The following is a 5,058-nucleotide window of genomic DNA, read 5'->3' as shown; positions in this document are numbered from 1 at the left end:
AAAGCTGTAATTCCTACTTTGGTATCATATACCGTGCCGCCTGAATTTATCAACGGTTTGTAACAGCGGCAGCTATTGACACCTGCATTTTGCGAATCACCAATACTTTGCCCTCCATTTGCAAGTGTCGGCACTCCATTGGCATCTACGCTGCCAATTATATTCCCATTCCCATTAACTTGTGACTGACCAATATTTCCACCTCCTTCTACCGCATCAGGGCATCCGTCATTATCGGAATCAGTATCCAGATAATTATCGACTCCATCTCCGTCTGTATCTACAAACAAACAATTTGAAAAGTAAATATCGTCTAGTCGTACTCTGCTTAATGAATCACTATTTTGTTCATCATAAAGATATATTCTGAAATAATAAGTGGTACCTGGGCTTAAAAGTAAATTAGGAATTGCATTATTTACATTTACATAAGTAGGAGTCATACTTCCCACCTGAGAATCCTGAAAAAGAAGTACAGGATTTGTAAAAGATGAGGATGTGGAATATTCAACGGCAATTTTAAAATTGCCGCAAGAATATTCTGGAACACTTGTGCTCCCTGTATAGAAACCAAAATTAATGGCATTTAAATACATTTTTTTACCGGGCGTAAATGAAACCTGAGCATAGTCATTTGCTGTTTTAGCCGCGGAAAATGTAATAGTGCCAGCTCCTCTGATTAAATATGTATATGGAAAATTATCTGTTGTCTCATTAAGCCCTGAACCAAATGTTATATTGGAAGCTGAAGTAAAATGAGCCGATGTTGTAGTGATATCGTCACCATATGTAGCATAATCTGACTGGCCATTATTAGCATTATGCATCCATTGTACAGGAGCTTGTGTACACGGGTTTTCTATACTGTCTAAAATTCCGTCATTGTCATCATCCAAATCCTGGGGGTCAGGTACGCCGTCAGCATCTGTGTCTACTAATAGAGAAAATTTCTTTGATAAATTTAGAAAGCAATTTTTGTAATCATTATTTTCTTTAGCAAAATATATCTTTGGAGCTACAGATTTAGCAGAACAAAAAAACAACATTAAAGTGCAGCATAACACTTTTTGGACATTTTTAAAAAAATGCGCCCATACTTTTTTCATTTTGATAGTGTTTATTTTTCGGCAACAAAAGTGATAAAATAATGTTGATCAAAAATAATTAGTGTTCTCATTTTCGGAAATAAATACTATAATTTTCCAAATAAATAAAATGCAATTAATTAAAAAACAGATAATTAAATTATAAATTAAATTAAGAGGGCGCTTAAAACCAATTCAATAATAATAGATGCTACATTTGCATAGTCATGGACGTAATAGTTTAATATATTTTTTATTATTAGTTTATCAGTTTGTGAACCTAGAAAAAAACACTTTTTATAATGAAAAAATACTTTTATGGTTTTTTTATTTTAATCTTATTAATCAATTTTGGATTTGCTCAGAAGACGCCGGAGAATTTAATAAGAGATTATATCGTAACCGGTAAAGAAGCTAATAATGGAAATTTTGCTGAAGCTGAAAAAAAATATCTTCAACTTATTAAAATCTGTGAAAAAAACAAATATTATAACTTGGCTTCGTTGTCCTATAATGGAATTGGCCATATCTATCTGGAAAAGGGAAATTTTGAAAAAGCACGTACTTTTTTCGAAAATGGAATAAGGATTGGTCAACAATCCGTTGAAAAATCAGGTATGGCTCTTAATTTAGGATGCATTGGTCTTCTTCATCAGGAATTGGGCTTTAATGTTCAGGATGAAAACTATATAGCAAATGGCATTTCTTTAATGGAAAACAATACACAAAGTGATGTGTTTCATAATCTTGTGCTTGGGAATTTATATATGATGGCCAGTTTTTCCAAAATTAATAACCCAGATAATCTGAAAATACGTTTGAGCTATGCAAAAAAAGTTCTGGAGTTTCATAAAAAAATGCCAGAAAAATATTTTGATAAGAAACAATATTATTCTCATGCTTTTAGCAATATAGCATCTATTGAAACTGAACTAAAATTATACGATGCTGCCATACTCAATTTCAAAAATGCAGAGAAATATAATACTAAGCACTTAAAAATTGTATCGAGTTACATTTATTTGGGTCTTGCTACTAATTATGCTAAAAAAAAAGAGTATGATAGTGTGATCTTCTACGGGAATAAAGTTTTGGAATATACAGATGAGGATCATCAAAAATTAAAAGATTTAGATGTATATAGCCTTTTAATTGATGCATATAAAAAAAACAATCAGCCAGAACTCGCAAAAAAATTTGCCGATAAGTACAAGGTGATTGACAGTGAACTCAATAAAAGCAAATTAAAATCCGCAGCACAGATCTATAAAAAGAATAAAGAAAAAGCTAACGAGCTAAATGGGCAGATTAAAATTATTATTATTGTTTTTGCTTTTTTGATCATATTTTGTTTAGGATTTATATTTTACTTTAGAAGAAAGCATAAAAAAGAAATGCAAGCTTATATAAATTATCGTAATGAGCTAGTGCCCAGCACTGAAGGTAAAACTACAGCTAGTACGAACGATGAAACCCTTACCGATAACAAAACGAAAAATAGTATTTCGAAACTACAGGAGGCGATTAGCAATGAAACAGAAAGCCAGATACTTCAAGGGCTTGAAAAATTTGAAATAAGACTGCAGTTTTTACAAAGAGGTATTACTCAAGGGAAACTTGCATCGCAACTAAATACCAATGCCAGATATCTGTCAATTATAATTAAAAAACACAAAGCTGATAATTTCAGTTTATATATCAATTCTTTAAGAATTAATTATATCACAGAAAAAATTGAAAATAATGAAGAATACAGGAAGTATAAAATCAGTTACCTGGCCGAGGAATGTGGTTATCCTACTTTAGCATCTTTTACAAAAGTATTTAATGAAATGACAGGTGTTGCACCTTCCACGTATATCAGAATTTTAAATAATGAAATAAAAAATATATCTGCTGATTCAAATAATTAATTTGCGAATTAAATTTTAAACACATTAAGGATTAATTATATAACTGAAAAAATTAAAAATGATGAAGAATACAGAAAATTTAAGATCAGTTATCTTGCTGAAGAATTCGGTTACCCAACTTTAGCTTCCTTTACAAAAGTATTCTGTGAAATGACAGGTGTTGTTCCTGCTGTTTATATTAATTCAAACGATTCCTGGAGTGAAACAGTAAAGAACTTTCTAAAAACAAATCTTTATATTCATTTCTAATAAACACATCTAAACCAACCCACTACAGCAAAACTAATAAAATATAGTCCTTCAGGATTATGAAATTTATAATTCCTGCTCATCATACAATGTTTTAGGTAAAGATAGAGAATTATAGTGTCTCATTTGCCACACGATACAATCATGCGGCAGCATAAAAGGATTCGTTCAGAAATGGGGTTATAGTTCCGAACACAATACAAAACTCTCGCAATTTGCGAGAGTTTGTTCTTATCTAACCACACGAAAGGATTCGTGCGGCAGCGGGGGAGGCATGGAGATTATTCTCTATCCTGATAATCCTCTGCCAATTCATTATATTCTGCTTTAAGCTCCTTATCAAAATTTAACATATCATCTAATATTTTTATTTGTTGTTCAATAGAAGTGAATATATCTGAATTATCTCCAAAAGAACTCAAAAATTTTTCTTTAATTTCCAAAGATATGAATCCCACAATCGCAATTTCCCACTCTCTTGAACCTATAATCGCCCAATCATCTGAATTAGAAAAACATGATATTTCGTTTGAGTTTATCCCAATAGCATCTGCGGTGTTTACACCAGGATCTTTATACACAATACTATTAAAATCATCGTAATTTTTATTTGTTTCTAATTCAAAAACACTATACTTATTAAAATGTATAAAAAAATAGTCTTCAGGTGAAGGATCAATTGTATAGAAAAATAACTTCCCATTTTTAATTTTATTCAAAAAAGTTATTATTCCTTCAAAAAATATTTCTTCAAAAATATAGTCAAAATCAAAAGCTATAAAGTATTTAAAGTTATTGTTAAAAGAGTTTTTTTTAAATGAAATATAATCGGGAAACAACTTTTTTATTTTCGATTTATAATATTCAAACTCTTTTCTATCAGTTACAAAATTTTCCATATTTATGGTTTTAATCGTATTTTAATATCTGTTTTTCCTGTTCCATCTGGATTTTTTTTGAAATCAGCTGTAGGGTTTCCTCTCTTATCATTTCGAAGGTTATAAGAAGTTTTCCCATTAGAATAAGTTCTTGATTTTCCATCTTCTGAACTTTTAGTCTTTTTATAACCCGATTTTTCCAGATTATCCACAAACTCCCCCTCAGAAACATTTGTCTCTTTATTATTAACCGCTCTTTTACCTGTTTTGTCTACATATTCAGAATTGTCTCCTTCCTGAGGAACTTCTACACCATTGGCATCTTTATTTTCATCTTCATCTGTTGTTTCAGAATCAGACTTTAAGTTTCTTAAACCAGCATTAGGATCAGCAATAGTGGTTGTAGGAGTGTACCATTCATAGGAAGGTTTTGTAGCTTGATCTATTATGAAAGCTAATCCAACAGCGGCTAATACAACCCATCCAGCAGGGTTTTCTGCATTGAGCACTCCAAAAGCGGCTGCGGATGCAAGATTACTATTATTACTAGACTTTTTTAAAATTGAAACCTGAGTAATTACAGAGCTTTTATCTTTGGCATCAATCCATACATTTTTTTTCGCATCCCATGTAAATAACCCATCTTTATCATGCCATACCTCACCATCTTTTAATCCATCACGAATTGGGAATGCCAATTCAGCTTCCATTCCAGTAGGATCATTAAATGAAATTGGATTATTCCAAACATAACTATAAGTTTCGTGAGTATATTGACTTCTTGGATCTATCACACCCCATCTCCCGATATCCGGCATATACATTCTCGCTCCATAATCATACATTCCGTAGTCTACTTCATTTTTTAGGATTTTCCTACTTCAGTTCTTTTCGCGCGAGGCTTTTCACTGTGATCGTCTTCGCTTGCTCGCT

The 5,058-nt window shown here is 31.6% G+C and carries 3 protein-coding genes and 1 pseudogene; 1 reads left to right on the top strand and 3 read right to left on the bottom strand.

What is annotated here, in order from left to right:
* Positions 1-1,106 (bottom strand): annotated as a pseudogene (locus ACGHIN_RS16390) (hypothetical protein); the annotation flags it as partial.
* A gap of 281 nt (positions 1,107-1,387) precedes the next feature.
* Between ACGHIN_RS16390 and ACGHIN_RS16385 the strand changes: the two are divergent.
* On the top strand, positions 1,388-2,998 hold the full coding sequence (locus tag ACGHIN_RS16385) for a helix-turn-helix domain-containing protein (RefSeq protein ID WP_390455996.1): 1,611 nt from the start codon (positions 1,388-1,390) through the stop codon (positions 2,996-2,998).
* A gap of 530 nt (positions 2,999-3,528) precedes the next feature.
* Here the strand turns inward: ACGHIN_RS16385 and ACGHIN_RS16380 are convergent.
* Positions 3,529-4,146, bottom strand: coding sequence for a hypothetical protein (locus ACGHIN_RS16380; protein WP_390455993.1), 618 nt, complete (start codon positions 4,144-4,146; stop codon positions 3,529-3,531).
* Between the two features lie 2 nt (positions 4,147-4,148).
* Complete coding sequence (locus tag ACGHIN_RS16375; RefSeq protein WP_390455990.1) at positions 4,149-4,970, bottom strand: RHS repeat-associated core domain-containing protein; 822 nt, start codon at positions 4,968-4,970, stop codon at positions 4,149-4,151.
* Positions 4,971-5,058 lie beyond the last annotated feature (88 nt).

This window comes from Chryseobacterium barbadense (assembly GCF_042849955.1).
In the GTDB taxonomy this organism is placed as follows: Bacteria; Bacteroidota; Bacteroidia; order Flavobacteriales; family Weeksellaceae; genus Chryseobacterium.
This window is presented reverse-complemented; position numbering and strand designations above follow the sequence as displayed.

Bases quoted from the DNA above. Each gene is read 5' to 3' on its own strand.
- ACGHIN_RS16380 (WP_390455993.1), bottom strand. From the start codon at position 4,146: ATGGAAAATTTTGTAACTGATAGAAAAGAGTTTGAATATTATAAATCG.
- ACGHIN_RS16385 (WP_390455996.1), top strand. From the start codon at position 1,388: ATGAAAAAATACTTTTATGGTTTTTTTATTTTAATCTTATTAATCAAT.
- ACGHIN_RS16375 (WP_390455990.1), bottom strand. From the start codon at position 4,970: ATGTATGATTATGGAGCGAGAATGTATATGCCGGATATCGGGAGATGG.